The sequence below is a fragment of the Maribacter aquimarinus genome (genome assembly GCF_047345505.1).
Lineage (GTDB): Bacteria > Bacteroidota > Bacteroidia > Flavobacteriales > Flavobacteriaceae > Maribacter.
Genome location: NZ_JBLFEO010000036.1, coordinates 12929 through 28046, shown reverse-complemented (window position 1 = coordinate 28046; position 15118 = coordinate 12929). Strand labels below are relative to the sequence as shown.

Annotated in this window: 13 protein-coding genes; 7 read left to right on the top strand and 6 right to left on the bottom strand. The window is 53.7% G+C overall.

The genetic code is table 11. The features are described 5' to 3' along the window. Positions 1-200: 200 nt before the first annotated feature. Positions 201-1367, top strand: a complete 1167-nt coding sequence (gene galK / locus ACKWCC_RS17770; protein WP_413997314.1) for a galactokinase — start codon at positions 201-203, stop codon at positions 1365-1367. A gap of 74 nt (positions 1368-1441) precedes the next feature. On the opposite strand, the gene ACKWCC_RS17765 is transcribed toward galK, so the two are convergent. From ACKWCC_RS17765 to ACKWCC_RS17750, 4 genes are all read right to left on the bottom strand, one after another. Beyond that, a complete protein-coding gene (locus ACKWCC_RS17765) occupies positions 1442-2746 on the bottom strand; it encodes a DUF3570 domain-containing protein (protein ID WP_413997313.1) in 1305 nt (434 codons plus the stop codon). Positions 2747-2822: 76 nt separating this feature from the next. Then, on the bottom strand, positions 2823-3035 hold the full coding sequence (locus ACKWCC_RS17760; protein ID WP_413997312.1) for a DUF4266 domain-containing protein: 213 nt from the start codon (positions 3033-3035) through the stop codon (positions 2823-2825). After that, positions 3032-3964, bottom strand: coding sequence for an FAD:protein FMN transferase (locus ACKWCC_RS17755; protein WP_413997323.1), 933 nt, complete (start codon positions 3962-3964; stop codon positions 3032-3034). Before ACKWCC_RS17755 ends, ACKWCC_RS17760 begins: the two co-directional genes overlap by 4 nt. Positions 3965-4013: 49 nt before the next feature. After that, the gene (locus ACKWCC_RS17750; RefSeq protein ID WP_413997322.1) at positions 4014-4520 is read right to left on the bottom strand and encodes a thioredoxin family protein; all 507 of its coding nucleotides are present in this window, start codon (positions 4518-4520) and stop codon (positions 4014-4016) included. Positions 4521-4847: 327 nt separating this feature from the next. Between ACKWCC_RS17750 and ACKWCC_RS17745 the strand changes: the two genes are divergently transcribed. Both ACKWCC_RS17745 and ACKWCC_RS17740 read left to right on the top strand, forming a co-directional pair. Then, on the top strand, positions 4848-5147 hold the full coding sequence (locus ACKWCC_RS17745; RefSeq protein ID WP_413997311.1) for an HPF/RaiA family ribosome-associated protein: 300 nt from the start codon (positions 4848-4850) through the stop codon (positions 5145-5147). Between the two features lie 236 nt (positions 5148-5383). Next, complete coding sequence (locus ACKWCC_RS17740; protein ID WP_413997310.1) at positions 5384-6220, top strand: universal stress protein; 837 nt, start codon at positions 5384-5386, stop codon at positions 6218-6220. Between the two features lie 101 nt (positions 6221-6321). On the opposite strand, the gene ACKWCC_RS17735 is transcribed toward ACKWCC_RS17740, so the two are convergent. Further along, positions 6322-6612, bottom strand: coding sequence for a chaperone modulator CbpM (locus tag ACKWCC_RS17735; RefSeq protein ID WP_413997309.1), 291 nt, complete (start codon positions 6610-6612; stop codon positions 6322-6324). After that, positions 6609-7538 (bottom strand): DnaJ C-terminal domain-containing protein, encoded by a 930-nt coding sequence (locus ACKWCC_RS17730; RefSeq protein ID WP_413997308.1) that lies wholly within the window; start codon positions 7536-7538, stop codon positions 6609-6611. The genes ACKWCC_RS17735 and ACKWCC_RS17730 overlap by 4 nt, the downstream gene beginning before the upstream one ends. 598 nt (positions 7539-8136) lie before the next feature. Here ACKWCC_RS17730 and ACKWCC_RS17725 point away from each other — a divergent pair. The 4 genes from ACKWCC_RS17725 to ACKWCC_RS17710 all read left to right on the top strand — a co-directional run bounded on the left by ACKWCC_RS17725 (position 8137) and on the right by ACKWCC_RS17710 (position 15056). Then, positions 8137-9534: a nucleotide sugar dehydrogenase gene (locus tag ACKWCC_RS17725; protein WP_413997307.1), complete on the top strand. Its 1398-nt coding sequence runs from the start codon at positions 8137-8139 to the stop codon at positions 9532-9534. Then, positions 9531-10553, top strand: coding sequence for an NAD-dependent epimerase (locus ACKWCC_RS17720; RefSeq protein ID WP_413997306.1), 1023 nt, complete (start codon positions 9531-9533; stop codon positions 10551-10553). Before ACKWCC_RS17725 ends, ACKWCC_RS17720 begins: the two co-directional genes overlap by 4 nt. Positions 10554-10731: 178 nt before the next feature. Next, a complete protein-coding gene (locus ACKWCC_RS17715) occupies positions 10732-12006 on the top strand; it encodes a nucleotide sugar dehydrogenase (RefSeq protein ID WP_413997305.1) in 1275 nt (424 codons plus the stop codon). 1028 nt (positions 12007-13034) lie between these two features. Next, positions 13035-15056, top strand: coding sequence for a glycoside hydrolase family protein (locus ACKWCC_RS17710; RefSeq protein ID WP_413997304.1), 2022 nt, complete (start codon positions 13035-13037; stop codon positions 15054-15056). Positions 15057-15118 lie beyond the last annotated feature (62 nt).

The following is a 15118-nucleotide window of genomic DNA, read 5'->3' as shown; positions in this document are numbered from 1 at the left end:
ACAACGCACCGGGCGAGGAATGGGTTCCGTTGGCGCAGGGCACCGCCCTGACCCAAAGAAAGGCAACATAGGTTGGGAGTTGGTCCCTTACCACCACGGTGGTTTGGTCGTCCAACCGATAAGGTAAAACAGGGTTGGGCTTGCCTATTCCCCCGAAAGGTGTTTATTTTACGGCCAATCCACACCCTAAACCACTTTCAATGTCCAGTAAAAACCAGAGGTCTCCAAAAGACGTATTTTTTGAAGGTTTTAAACCCACGCTTCACATCGCTTCCCCGGGAAGGATCAATATTATCGGAGAGCACGTGGACTACAACATGGGCCTGGTGCTCCCCGCCGCGATCGACAAAAAAATGGAGTTTTCCTTCCAAAAGAACGGTTCCGGGCAAAGGTGCGAAGTGTACAGTGACACCCTTGGGGCCGTGATGGCATTTGATTTGGACAAGGTGTCCCGCAGCAGCGTGGGCTGGGAGAACTACATCTTGGGCGTGGTGCACGAAATACAGAAAAGGGTGCCGGGCCTGGGGGCCTTTAAGTGCGCCATAAAGAGCGGCATTCCCGCGGGCTCCGGGGTGAGTTCCTCCGCCGCCCTGGAATGCGGCCTGGCCTTTGGACTCAACGAACTCTTTGACCTGGGCCTCTCCCGTATGGACATCGTGGCCCTGGGCCGGGACGCAGAACACCACTATGTGGGCACCCAATGCGGCATAATGGACCAATACGCCTCAGTGATGGGCAAGGAGGGCCAGGTGCTGCTGTTGGATTGCGAAACGGTGGAACACGCCTATGTCCCCTTTAAAACGGATCCCTTTGAGCTGCTGATGCTCAACACGAATGTGTCTCACAACCTGGCCGACGGGCAGTACAATGTGCGCCGGCAGCAATGCGAAGAAGGGGTGGCCATACTGCGCAAAACCCATCCCGGGGTAAGCTCCCTGCGGCACGCCACCATGGACATGCTGCACCAGTGCGCCGCGGATATGAGCGAAGTGGTGCTGCAACGCTGCACCTTTGTGGTGGCCGAAAATGCCCGCGTGCTCCGGGCCGTGGAACATTTAAAGAACAATGACCTGCCCGCCTTGGGACGCTTGCTGTACCAAACCCACGCCGGCCTCAGGGACCAGTATGGGGTGAGCTGCCCGGAGCTGGACTTTCTGGTGCACCACGCCCAGGGGAAGGACCACATCTTGGGGGCGCGGATGGTGGGCGGCGGCTTTGGTGGCTGCACCCTGCAATTGATCCATAAGGACCGTACAGCGGACTATGTGGCAGAAGTCTCCGCGGCCTACCATAAGGCGTTTGGCATAGCCCTTGGCTCCTTTGTTACCCTGCCCAGTGATGGCACCCGGGTGGTGAATGGTGCCTAGGCCCCAGGCCCTGGGAGACCCACAAAGAAGGTTTCCCTCCCTTTGCCGGCCCGGCCAACCTGAACCGGAAACCGTCAATCCAGCAGAAAGGTGAAGCCGGTGGTCACGATATAGGAAGAAAAGGCAATGTCCCGATCGTACTTATAAAATTTTAGGTCGATGTTCTTCAGGCCAAATTTCCACAACCGCCCCCCGGTGAAGATATCGGTGTAGCCCACCCCCATGCCCCATTGGTGGGCCAGGTAGCGCGACAGGTCGAAATCCGAGGTATGGAAGGCCGCCGTGGAAAGATGCTGGTCATAGCCCGCAAAATAGTCGGCCGCCGTTTGGGCATAAAAACGATAGGACGGGTAAAGGGTAAACCGGCCGCCGATCTTTATGGGCATTTCCAGTTGGGCCGTATGGGCGGTAAGCCCCCAATTGTCCCAATAAAAGCGGTAAAACGTGCGCAGGGTGGCCCATTCGTTCACAAACCAGTGCAGGCGGCCGCCCGCCGCCACCTTAAACCTTCGGTCAGGGAGGCGCTCCACGTCATCGGCCAGGTGAAAACCGTCCACAAAGGCATCGGCGACATCGGCAAAATACACCCGTTGAAAAGGCGTGGACAACAGGCCCTGCTGCTGCACCAGGTCCAAGGACAGCGAGGACAACACCTTCTTGTGCAGGATCTGGGATAGGCCCATGCCCAAAGTATAGGAATTTCTTTTGGTATTCCGGAACGCTGTAAAATCGGGGTCGTAATTGGGGTTCCCCGTGATCTCACTGGCCCGGAAAGACCCTACGCCACCGGTTCCGAAAGGTCTCAGCTCAATGGGGTAAATGGCATCCCACCGGTCCAGGAACACCCGGGCCGTGAGACTCAGCTCCGTATTCTTCTCGTTAAAACGCCTCACAAAGACCCCTCCAAAGCCCATGGAGGCGTAATCGTATTCCTTGGCCCCGGATATATGGGCCGTCCAGACCGTGTTCCGGTCTTGGGAACTATGGGCATAGACCGCGTTGAAATGGGTATAGACATCATTGGCAGAGGCCCCGGAGCTGGCCACAAAGGCATCGGCACCCTGGCCATCAAAAGGGTTCACGTTGCTGGAAGAGGCCGAGGTATAGGCAGATACGCCGGCATCTATGGTGAGCACATCGTCATCGTTAAGGGGAATGGACACCACAATGCTTCCCGTGACATCGGTGAGCTCCTCGGTGCCCAAGCCTCCCGTCACCGCGGCATGGTCTCCCTGTTGGCCGTAGTAACTGCTCAGAAAATCGACCTCAGCGGTTTCCAAAACCCGTTTGGTGTAGCGCGATGGCGCGCTCCCCTCCTCTTGGGCAAGGCCCCAAAAAAAGAAAAACAGACAATATATGGTACTGATTCCGATCCTCATACAATCCTTAACAAATCCGCACTTTGGCGTTTACCCCCACAATAAAAACTACCCACTACCCTCTACCCACTACCCACTAATTACACCCACACCCCCCTCCAGTGGCCCCACCGTTGGCTCCGGAAGCCCCTTCCCGATAGGTATGCACGGTAATGAGATTACGATCGCACTTCTTGTCGGCCAGGGACATATCCGGGTCGTTCAGCTGCACTTGTTCGTAGCCCTTGACCACCACACAGCTTTGGGACAGTAGGCCTAACAGCACTAAATAAAAGAGGTACTTTGTCATAGGGTTTTAATGTCGATGTTCTTGGAAGTGGCCAATTGGCCAGCTTCGTCAATGATAATGCACTCCACGCCGGGCAGCTGGTTCACCCGGTCCAGGCCCACCTCCTTGCCCATGACAAAAATGGCCGTGGCCAGCGCATCGGCCAGTTCGGCCTTGGGGGCAAATACGCTTACGCTGAGGATGCCTGTGCTGGGATACCCCGTTCTGGGGTCTATGATATGGACGTACCGGGTGCCGTTGATGCGCACAAACTTTTCGTAGTTCCCCGAGGTCACCACCGCACGATCGCCAATGGGCAACAGGGCAAAGGCCTTGTTCTTGTCCATGGGATTGGTAATGGCCACTTGCCAATCGGACCCATTGGGCTGTTTTCCCCAGGCCTGCATGTCCCCGCCCGCATTGATGATGCCCGCGCGCACCCCGGCCTCCTGGAGCAGTTTTTTGGCCCGGTCCGCGGCATAGCCCTTTCCAATGGCCCCAAAGCCAATTTTCATCCCCTTTTCGGGCAAATAAACGGAGCCCTCCGCCTCGTGGAGCACCACCTTGCCGTAGCCCACCTTTACCACGGAGGCGGCTACGGCCTGCGGGGAGGGCATGACACGCATGGTGCCATCAAAGGTCCACAGCCGATCCATAGCGGCATAGGTGATATCGAACGCCCCGTCCGTGGCCTTGGAAATTTCCAGGGCCCTGGCAATGAGGGCATAAAGTTCTGGCGCCACCGTTACGGGTGCCACTCCCGCATTTTGGTTAATGGCCGTGGTTTGGGAACGGGGGTCCCAAGAGGATATGAGCCGCTCAATGCGCGCAATTTCCCCAATGGCCCGATCTAGATGACCGTGGGCGCTGGCCGAATCCTGGGCCACCACGGTAAGCTCAAACCTACTGCCCATGAGCCCTGTGGTTTTCTTAAAAATGTGCTGCGCCATGACCCCAAGGCCCCAGCAACAGCACAACAATGTGAGCCCTTTTTTCACCTTATTCCATCATTGCATTGAGGTGGGCCACATACTCCGTGGGCCCAATGTTCAAGTATCCCGTTTCACCCAGTATCCTCCCGCCATGATCCAGAAGCAGCACCAAGGGGAAAATGCCCCTGGGATTGTAGGCCTCCGCGAGCTGGACATTTCGCTGGCGCAGCTGGGCGGGGAGTTGGTTCTTTTTCTTTCTCGGAAAATCGGCCTTCACCAAAATGTACCGGTCCTTGGCATGTTCCTTGAAAACGGGGGTGGACCAGACCCTACGATCCAATTTTATGCAGGGGGCGCACCAATCGGAGCCCTGAAAGACCAGGAGAATGGGCCGTTGGGTGGCTTCGGCCATTTCTTGGGCATCCTCCCAACGAAGGTGCCCATCCTGGGCGCGACCCCAAGTCAGGGAGAAGAAGAGCATCAACAAAAAAACACCACTTGATTTCATGGGCAACACTAAGGGCTTCCCTTGTATAAACGCAATAATGGAAGCTTCCGTACGCAAGGTATCCATCTTTGGCAAAAAAAGAGGGTTTTTAAGTTCCCTTGACACGGAGAACTTCCCTTGCGCACCCCCGGAGCACCCCACCTTTGGCAAACCCATTGGGAAGCCCCGGGCGCACGGGTACCAAGCCAAGGCGCATATTGGCATGCCCCAGCTGTGGGCACAAAGCAAGGCAGGCAACAAGCCCACCCCCCCCTAAAAATGAGGCCCTACCGCCGGCCAAACCGGACTTGGACCCAACGGCGCCCTTGATGCTTTCATTTTCATTTCCATATGACATTTGTCATAACTTGGCACGTTCCTGAGCTGTATCTTGGTCTTTTAAAACGATACCTTATGACCGTAGAGATTCAATACGTAAAAATGCCATCCAGCGAGAGCATGAACGCCATGGTGACCCAAAAGTTGGAGAAACTGAGTCAAAAGTACGACTGGCTCATTAGGGCCCAAGTACATTTTAAGCAGGAAAACGATGCCAAGGGTACCGGTAAGATCTGTGAAATTGAGCTGAGTGCGCCGGGTCCCAGATTGTTTGCCCAGAGCCATACGGACAACTTTGAGAAATCCTTGAACGAGACCTTGGAAATTCTGAAAGCCAAACTGCAAAAGAAAAAAGAGGTGATGCAGAAACACTGATTGGCCCGGACCGTGCCTAGGAAGGCACTTGGAAACCAAAGGATGGCCGCGTGGGGAAATACAATGATTTGGGGCTCACGAACGTTATAGCATCTGAAAGCTTTCTTCCGGACCCGTGCGGCCCAAAAAACGAACAGGCAACAACATTCCACCACCCAAAAACGGAAGGTCCGACAGGTGTTTTTTTAGACAAGTAGGGCAATCAAGCCCGGATAACCATAAAATGAACGATGATGATGAATCGTATCCTAGTACCCGTAGATTTTTCAGAACACTCTGCCAACGCCTTGGAAGTGGCGGCCCAACTGGCCAAGAAAACCAATGCAGAGATCATGGTGGTGCACATGTTGGGCATCTCGGATGCCGTGCTCACCAAAGACGAGTCGCAAAGCTTTATGGAGGCCAAGTTCTACATGAAGTTGGCCAAAAAGCGGTTTGCCGAGTTCTTGGACAAGCCCTATCTAAAAGACCTAAAAATAACCGAGACGGTACAGAATTACACCGTGTTTACGGAAATTGGGCAAATTGCCAAGGAAAACGGGGCCGAGCTCATTGTCATGGGCTCCCACGGCACCAGTGGCCTGAGCGAGATCTTTGTGGGATCCAACACCGAAAAGGTGGTGCGCAGTGCGGAAGTACCGGTTTTGGTGATCAAGAAGCAACGATCTGATTTTAAAATGGAAAAAGTGGTCTTTGCCTTTGATTTTAGGGTGGAAAGTACGGAGGCCTACCACCGCGCAGTGAATTTTTTTAGCCAAATGAAGGCCCAATTGCACTTGGTGCACGTGAACCTTCCCGGGGTACAGTTCATGAACACCACCGAAATACAAAAGGATATTGACGGTTTTATCCGTGTGGCGCACCACGGCGAACTGCCTGCCCACATCCACGTGGCCATGGTATCTGATTACTCCGTGGAAGACGGGGTGTACAACTACGCCAAAAAAGTGGATGCGGACGCCATTACCATTACCACCCACGGCCGTAGCGGACTGGCGCATTTCTTTAAGGGAAGCATTGGGGAGGACATTGCCAACCACGTGGACCTACCGGTCATGACCTTTAAGATATAGGGGCCGGGCCTTTTGCCCTGTTCATAACTTATTTTTTTGCCCTTGGAAAGGGGGCATTCCGCTTGGGAGTGCTTGGCGGATGTTGCCGTTGGCGCAACGGCTCACTCATACAGCGCCAGCCGCTGCCGGAGTCGCCCGTTCTCCGCTTGCAGGCCCTCTATTTTGGACAACAGGTGCTCGATCACCTGTATGCCTTCCAAATTGATCTCCAATTCCAGGTGCAGCCGTATTATTTTTTCCATTTTTGGCATCTCTTCCAGGGGAATGTACACGCGGTTATGGCGTTCCACCAGATGCACCAGGCCATACTCGCCCAGTTCCCGGCAAAGGCTGGGGCTTACGTTGTGGTTGCTGCAAAAATCGCTGATCAGTATAAATTCCATCTCCCTCATCGTTTCTCATTTAATTTTGCCAATTCTTCAAAGAGGGTGCGTTCCCTTTGGGAGAGCACCGTGGGTATCATGACCCGGTAGGTAATGTATAGGTCGCCAAACTGGTTCTCCTTTTTGTACACCGGAAACCCCTTGCCCTTCAGTTTTACCTGGCTACCGCTCTGGGTGCCCGGTTTTACCTTCAGTTTGGCCTTGGCATCAAAGGTGTCCACGGTGAGCGTGCCCCCGAGCACGGCGGTGTAGAGGTCCACCGGAACCTCCTGGTACAGGTTGGCCCCGTCTCGTTTAAAGGGGGTATCGTTGTTGATGTGGAACTGAATGTAGAGATCTCCCTTGGGACCGCCATTGCGACCGGGGCCACCGTGCCCGTTGATTTTAATGGTCTGCCCGTGGGCAATGCCGGCGGGAATGGTGATCCTAATGTTCTTCCCGTTCACGGTAAGGGTTTGCTTGTGGGGCACATAGACGTCGCTCAGGTTCAGCTGTAGCTGGGCGTTGTAATCCTGGCCCCGAAACTTTACCTGGCCCCCACGGGCATAGCCCCCCGAACCGGAAAACCCACCGCCGGCGGCATATCCCCCACCGCCGAACATGGCCTCAAAGAAATCGGAAAAATCGCTCCCCCCAAAATCGCCCGTTCCGGCGCCCTGGGCACTTTGTTGGGCGCGCTGTTGTTGCTGGGCCCTTTCAAACTCCTCGGCGTGCATCCAATCCTTGCCGTAGCGGTCGTATTTCTTCCGCTTTTCCGGATCGCCCAGCACCTCGTTGGCCTCGTTCACCTCCTTGAACTTCCGTTCTGCCTCGGGATCGTTGGGATTTACGTCCGGATGGTATTTCCGCGCCAATTTTCGGTACGCTTTTTTAATTGCCTTCTCATCGGCGTTCTTGGCAAGGCCCAAGATCTTGTAATAATCAATGTACTCCATGGTAAAGCCGCTAATACCCTACAAAGTTATGATTTGTCTGTTCTTGCCCATATGATCTCCATCAATTTGCGCGGCTTCTGATTGAAAAAGTATAAAAATGTGGAACAAAAGTTGAAAGACATTAGGTAAGAGGTAAGAGACAAGAAGCAAGAATGGCCAATTACAAAGGTCCTTCGCAGACCTGTCCCCCGCTCTGGGAAATCCATCCCAACACCACCCAAAGTACCCACGCAGCAACCCCTCCGCTTTTCCACAATGAAGTGGAAAACCACCTCCCCTTGATTAAGGGAAAAAAGCCCCCTAGCCCCCAAAGGGGGAACTTTACTCTGGCGTTAAAGGCTGATTGCTTTGCTTTGTCCGTTTTTTTCAGAGAAGAAGACGAAAAGCTCCCCTCCTCATGCCAGCCCGCCCGAACGGCACAGCGGGGCGGGCGGGAGCTTACGGCCGGACATCCGTAGCAAAGGCAGCCAGCCCCAGGCCAGGACGTCGCATCCTCCAATAAAATGGCTTTTCAACCAAAATATCCCCCATTATCTTACGTTATTTTGTAATCTTTGCACTTTTATTGCCCTAACATATTCGCTAAACACTGTTTTTCATGCAAAAAATAAACAAAATATGCTGCATCGGCGCCGGTTATGTGGGCGGGCCCACCATGTCCGTCATTGCCAATAAATGCCCGGACATTCAAGTGACCGTGGTGGACATCAATGCCGATCGCATTGCCCAATGGAACACGGAGGATCTGGACCAGCTTCCCATCTATGAACCTGGGCTCAAGGAGATTGTGGGCGAGAGCCGCGGCAAGAACCTCTTCTTTTCCACCGAGGTGGACAAGGCCATAGACGAGGCACAGATGATCTTCATCTCCGTGAACACCCCCACCAAGACCTACGGCAAGGGCAAGGGGCAGGCGGCCGATCTAAAATATGTGGAGCTCTGCGCCCGTAACATTGCCCAAGTGGCCACCACGGACAAGATCGTGGTGGAAAAAAGCACCCTTCCGGTGCGCACCGCCCAGGCCATAAAAAGTATCTTGGACAACTCGGGCAGCGAGGTCAATTTTGAAATCTTGTCCAACCCGGAATTTTTGGCAGAGGGCACGGCCATAGACGACCTGTTGCACGCGGACCGTGTGCTCATTGGCGGCAACGATACCCCGGAGGGCCAGGCGGCCAAGGACGCCCTGAGCGCCGTGTACGAAAACTGGCTGCCCAAGGAACGGATCTTGCAGACCAATGTTTGGTCTTCCGAGCTCTCCAAACTGGTGGCCAACGCCTTTTTGGCCCAGCGGGTCTCCTCCATCAACTCCATCTCGGCCCTTTGTGAAAAGACCGATGCCAACATTGCCGAGATTTCCCGCGCCATTGGTTTTGACAGCCGAATTGGCCCCAAATTCCTCAATGCCTCCGTGGGCTTTGGGGGTTCCTGCTTTCAGAAAGACATCTTGAACCTGGTGTACATTGCCCGCAGCTTTGGGTTGCCCGAGGTGGCCGACTATTGGGAACAGGTGATCATCATGAACGATTACCAAAAGCGCCGTTTTGCCGAGCAGATGATCCAGACGCTGTACAACACCATATCGGGCAAAAAGATCGTGCTCCTTGGTTGGGCCTTTAAAAAGGACACCAATGACACCCGGGAATCGGCGGCGATCTATGTGGCCGATGCCCTCTTGGAGGAAAGGGCCGAACTCGTCGTGTACGACCCCAAGGTAAATGCCGAGCGCATCTATGCCGATCTGGATTACCTGAACACCCGCAGCCCCGAGGAAAACAGGAAACTCCTCACCGTGGCCACGGACCCTATGGAGATGGTGCAAGATGCGCACGCCGTGGCCATCTTGACCGAATGGGATGCCTTTAAGGACTATGACTGGACCGCCATTTACGACAAGATGCTAAAACCGGCCTTTGTGTTCGACGGCCGGCGTATTTTGGGCACCAAGCAAATGAACGACATAGGCTTCAACTACTACAAAATAGGAGAATCTTGAAAGTACTGGTCACCGGTGCGGCCGGGTTTATCGGATTTTATGTTTCCAAGATGCTCCTGGAAAAGGGCCACACCGTGGTGGGGCTGGACAATATCAATGACTATTATTCCATCGATCTAAAATATGCCCGTTTGGCGCAACTGGGCATTGACAGGAACAAGGCCGAAGTCTTTGGTACGGAAGTGGCCAGCGCCACCCATCCAGAATTTCGCTTTGTGCGCATGGGCCTGGAAGACCGTGCGGGCCTGCCCCAGCTTTTTGCCGAGCACGGCTTTGATGCCGTTTGCAACCTGGCCGCCCAGGCCGGGGTGCGCTACAGCCTGGAAAATCCCCACGCCTACATGGACAGTAATATGGTGGGTTTTTTAAATGTGCTGGAATGTTGCCGCCACCATAAGATAAAACACCTGGTCTATGCCAGCAGCAGCAGCGTCTATGGTCTAAATGACAAAGTGCCCTTTGAGACCACGGACCGGGTGGACCACCCCATTAGCCTCTATGCCGCCACCAAGAAGAGCAATGAGCTCATGGCCCATACCTACAGTCACCTCTACGGGTTTCCCAGTACGGGACTGCGCTTCTTTACCGTATATGGCCCCTGGGGCAGGCCGGACATGGCCTATTTCAGCTTTACCAAGGCCATTAGGGCCAACACCCCCATAACCGTGTACAACGAGGGCAAGCTCTCCCGCGATTTTACCTATATAGACGACATTGTGCAGGGGCTGGTACGGATTCTGGAGCAGGGGCCCGTGGACCCACCCCAAGGCAGTGCCCCGGCCACCATCTATAACATTGGCAGGGGCAGGCCCGTGGCCTTGATGGATTTTATCGAGACCATAGCAAAGGGCCTAGGGACAACCCCGCAATTGCAGATGCTGCCCATGCAAGATGGCGATGTCCTCACCACCTGGGCCGATACCACCGCCCTGGAAAAAGACTATGGCTATACCCCAAAGATCGGACTGAAACAGGGCATGGACGCCTTTTTGTCCTGGTACGCCACCTATCACGATTAACTGGCCCAAACCACTTTTAGCGCAATGCTGTGCTCAAGGCACCAGCCGGATTAAAACCAAGGAAAAAGGCAAATCGGTTCCATGTAGGTGCGTTGAGCCCTGTGTTTTTTTATGCCATCTCATTCCCCAAGCTTGTTTTGCCTATTTTTGTGGCCAATAAATATAAAAGGTACACTAGATGAAAATAGGAATCATAGGCTTGGGTTACGTAGGGCTTCCCTTGGCTGCCCTGTTTGCCCGGAAATATCAAGTGGTTGGTTTTGATATCAACCAAAAGCGGGTGGACGAGATCAATTCGGGAAAGGACACCACCTTGGAGCTCACGGATTTGGATCTGGAAAGTGTACTCAACAGCAAGACCCGCTTGACCCATACCGGTCTGGTCTGTACCACGGATATAAACGTGTTACAGGACTGTACCTGCTTTGTGGTCACCGTGCCCACCCCGGTGGACGATACCAAGCGCCCCGTCTTTACGCCCTTGATCAAGGCCAGCGAGACCGTGGGCAAGGTGTTGAAAAAAAATGATATTGTCATTTATGAATCCACCGTGTATCCCGGTGCCACAGAGGAAATCTGCATCCCGGAACTGGAACGCTCCAGCGGCATGGTCTTTAACCAGGACTTTTTTGTGGGCTACTCCCCGGAGCGCATCAATCCGGGAGACAAGCAACACACGGTGGAAAAGATCCTCAAGGTAACCTCCGGTTCCACGCCGGAAACGGCAAAAGTGGTGGACCAACTCTACGCCTCGGTCATTACCGCGGGCACCCATTTGGCCCCCACCATAAAAGTGGCGGAAGCCTCCAAGGTCATTGAAAACACCCAGCGGGACATCAATATTGCCTTTATGAACGAGTTGGCCAAGATCTTTTACCTCTTGGGCATAGACACCAATGACGTGTTGGCCGCAGCGGGCACCAAATGGAACTTTCTCCCCTTTAAGCCCGGCCTGGTGGGCGGGCACTGCATTGGGGTGGACCCCTACTATTTGGCACAGAAAGCACAGGAGAATGGGTATAATCCAGACCTGATCTTGGCCGGCAGGCGCATCAATGATACCATGGGCGAATACGTGAGCTCCCAGATCATTAAATTGATGCTTAAGCATGACCTCCAAGTTAAGGATGCCAAAATATTGGTGATGGGAATTACCTTTAAGGAAGACTGCCCGGACATTAGGAACACCAAGGTGGTGGACCTCATTAACCACCTCAATGCCTACCGGGTGCAGACCACCGTTTACGATCCATGGGCGGATCCCAAGGAGGTGGCGGACGAATACGGCCTTACCGTGGTGAACGACCCGCCGAAAGAACAGTTTGACGTTTTGATCATGGCCGTGGCCCACCAAAAGTTCTTGGAAGCGGACCTGGCGCCTTTTAAACACGCCAATACCTTGGTCTATGATGTAAAGGGCCGGTTGCCCGATGGCTATACAGCACGATTGTAAGGCCAACGCGTCCTCTAAAAACCGTTTTTGTATTGACGGTGGCAGGTTCCGGAGCACAAGAACCCTCTCCGATCCAGATGTTTACGTGATCCGCTACACTGCCCCTGCATCCAAGCGGGCCGCTCCTGGGCGGGATGGGAGAAGCGGCCCCTTCCTTCCATGGGCCTCCAAGAAGCTGGTGTTTTATCAATGTAATGGTACCGTTGGAATTTTAGGCAGTGTCCTTAAATTCGAGTGTGGTAATGAGGACGCAAAGCCCCATAAAAACAAGATTTTTGCGGTGGAAGCATCGCCATTATGTGGGTTTTGCGGGAAATGCGGCCGTAATGGATTTTTTAAGACCTCATCTGGGAGTACCACTTTGAGACCCTTGCTTGTTGCGGCCTGCACACCCCATACCGGCCAGAGCGGAAACAAATACGATGATCAGGGATACCGCCAGAATGGCACCGCCAATCTCATTGGAGTGGCGAAGGCGCAAGAAAGAATGGGCAAGAAAAGAAAATTCCCTTTTGTTAGGCGTACGGATTGGGATTGCCGGCCCAGACCCTTCCCCTGAACACAACGAGCATATTTCCATCTACTTACCAAGCAACGGCAGTGGCCTTGTATAGGTTCCGGTATTGTACAGATGGCCAGGACAACCCCTAAGCGTACAGCGTCCTTTGCCCACCTGATCGTGAAAGTCGCATTGCGATGGCAGCCAGCACATTCCCAATAAGGCGGGGGCGTTTTGAAAAAGACCGTCCTTCGCCCTGGGATAGGCTTTGGGAACAACTGACCACTCATACAAAAGCCTTTTGTTTGGGCCTTTTGCAACATAAGCCCTCTCCCGACCAAATCTTAACAAATGTTAAAAAAAAAGGCCGTTGGTCGAAAACAAAGACGATGAAACGTCCAAGGATTAGAAACATGCGTAATTTCCCCAACGAAGAATGACTTTAAACGTTATTTTAATGCACTTAACCGATTTTTCCCTAAACAAGCCCACAAAGCAACGCCCCATTTCATCCCAAAATCCCTACTGTATGCAACCTACCAAAAATCTCCTTTCCCTGCTTGCGCTCTTTCTTTATGTTTTAACGGCCTCCTGTTCCAAGGATACGGACCTGTTGTACGAGGCGGTACTCTCGGACGAGCTCAGCAAGGAGCTCAGCGAGGGGGAAGCCGGGGCCCAGGAAAACCCTGGGGAAGCGGCCAACCTGCCTGCTGCTGCCCCAGCGGCGGTTTCTGCCGCCAAATCTGATTTTGTGGAAAGTGCCCCCAACGAGATCGTGGGCACGTTCCGGCCCAAAAGCGCGGCCGAAATTTCCGATGCCAGCAAGGCCAACCATAGGGCCATTATTGAAACGCCTTTTGATTGCAATGGCTGCACCTTTGCCGCCAACCTCACCATTGAGCCCGCCGGCGGGGCCATCACCGGAACCAACATTGACCTGAACGGCGCCTTCATTGAAAATACGTTTCAACAGGCGTTCTCGGCAAATACCAGGTTTAAGCGGCTCTACGTGAAGACCCGCCTGAGCCCGGACACTTTCGGCGCCATGGCGGACGACGCCACGGCAGACGATGCCGGATTGACCGCCTTGATCGCCAACGTGGGCTACGCCCTGGGCAAGAGTGGTGGGGTCTATGTAAAGAACGATGAGACCAACCACGTGCGCACGGAGATGTTCGACTGGAACATGAACAATTGCATCGTAAGGACCACCAGTGCCGCAGGCCTTAGCCACGGGTCGGGCTCAGAGAACCAATCAAAGTACCTCTTTAGGTTCGAGGACATGGTGGTGCGCTTGGCCAACGGCGAATTTGATGGGCAAAATCTGGCAAGCCGCAGCATCAATATCTATGATGTTCCCGCATTTAGTTTGGACAATGTGACCATCAAGGACTATTATGCCCCCCCCAATGCCTTTGCCCGGGGCGTGGCCCTCAGATTTGATCTTTGGGACAACAAATTTACCGGGGCATCCCTAACCAACAATACCATCAAGAACATTGGGGCCGCCTCGGATGGCAACGCCAACAATGCTCCGTTTGGCGTCTCCAAGGGCTTCCATTTTCAGTATTACGGGGCCAACAACAAGGCACCGGCCATTATTTCCATGTCCGGGAATCTGGTGGACAACGTCTATGGGGACGATGCGGAAGGCTTTATGAGCGCAAAAGGTTGGCAAGGCGGCTACAATTACCAGACCAACAATATAACTGTGGTAATCAACGGGGACACCTACCGCAATTGCCAAAGACGCGCTTTTAAGGTGAACGCTTCAAACTTGGACGCCACCAACTTGAGCATTGAGAGCGTTGCCACCCCTCCCGTATTCCCCGGCCAACAGGCCACCCTTTTCCAAGTGTTCAGCACCACCAAGGGGCAGCCCGTTGAGAACATCAGCTTGCGCAACTCCAGCATTCGCAAACGGGGTGCCAACGAAAATGTGGTGATCGGGGTTTCGGACGCCAAGAACGTTTTCATTGAGGACAACATTTTTTCATCTACCGGCGATCTGGACCTGTACGATTTTGCATATTTTGGTGCCAATAGTAGTCAAGGTGGGCTGTACTCCGGCGATCTGGAGAACGTGGTCTTCAGAAACAACCAGCTGAACAATGTGGGCATTCAACTTAGAAACAATTATCTGGTGCCGGTCGGGGCAGGCCTGGTGGTGGACAACAATACCATGGATTTTGACATTACCAGTTTTGCCGGGGGCCATTCCGGTGCCATACTGATATATGATTTGGACGGGGGCAACGGCGGCAATAGAATCACTGTATCCAACCTGAAAATCAATGTGAACTTACAAAGCGACGGGACCAGCCTATGGGCGGTGGTCAAGGCAAGGCAGAGCTCCGTGACCAACCTCACCTTGGACAATGTGGACGTGAACTACAGCGGTAGGGCGCCTTTTCATGGGTTTGGACATTTCCTATCGAATTTTGGGAGCAGCAACACCATCATGAACTGCGATGTCTCAGGTGCAAGCACATCCAACATGCTGAGCATTGAAGGCAGTGGCAGTCCAAACATTGTAAACAGTTTCAACTAAAATGGCCCTTACCCCATTTTAATCTGGGATAAAAGGTTGGTTGTGTTACGTTCACACCCCCC